Raw genomic sequence first — 595 nt, forward strand, 5'->3', positions numbered from 1 at the left:
TAAACCAATTCAATGATAGAACGCAATGATAACCCATCTCTAATCCAACGGTAAACCTGTGCACTATTCTCCCAAGCCCATTTAGCTGCTTTATCAGTTAGTTGAGCAATAATTTCAAGAAATGTAGACAATTGAGTCACCCCCTTTTGTATATAATTGCTGTAATTTTTATAATTTTAGTAAAGTTAGCAACCTCCCTTCATTAATTAATAGGTATGATTGGAAAACATCAAATTTTTATGAATTGAGAGTAGAAAGGTATTGCCGCACTCTACTCACTCTAGATGTTTTATTTTCCGACGATTCTGTTTAATCATATCAACGATAGCATCCAAAGTTATCCCTAGGAACATCCAACGTTTTACAGTACCTAAATTATTAGGAACCTATTGAATTCCTTTTATACCTAACTTCGCTATAATTTCTATGATTTTTAATCAATAAGACACTTGTCACTTTTGAACTACCTTACAAAAGTATGTATAGGTGTATTTATTGTGTCTTATTCTGAACATCTTGATATCAACTTTTGTTTACTTACCTGAGTAAACGTAATATATCCCTTTTTGAATTTGAATAATATACAAAAAAAGAT

1 protein-coding gene is annotated in these 595 nt (G+C 30.9%); it reads right to left on the reverse strand.

From position 1 onward, the window contains the following. Positions 1-140: aureocin A53 family class IId bacteriocin (locus JCM10596_RS22925; RefSeq protein ID WP_234410620.1), on the reverse strand; the 140-nt coding region annotated here is incomplete at its 3' end. Positions 141-595: the final 455 nt, after the last annotated feature.

This window comes from Caldalkalibacillus mannanilyticus JCM 10596 (assembly GCF_000615945.1).
Taxonomy (GTDB): domain Bacteria; phylum Bacillota; class Bacilli; order Caldalkalibacillales; family JCM-10596; genus Bacillus_AT; species Bacillus_AT mannanilyticus.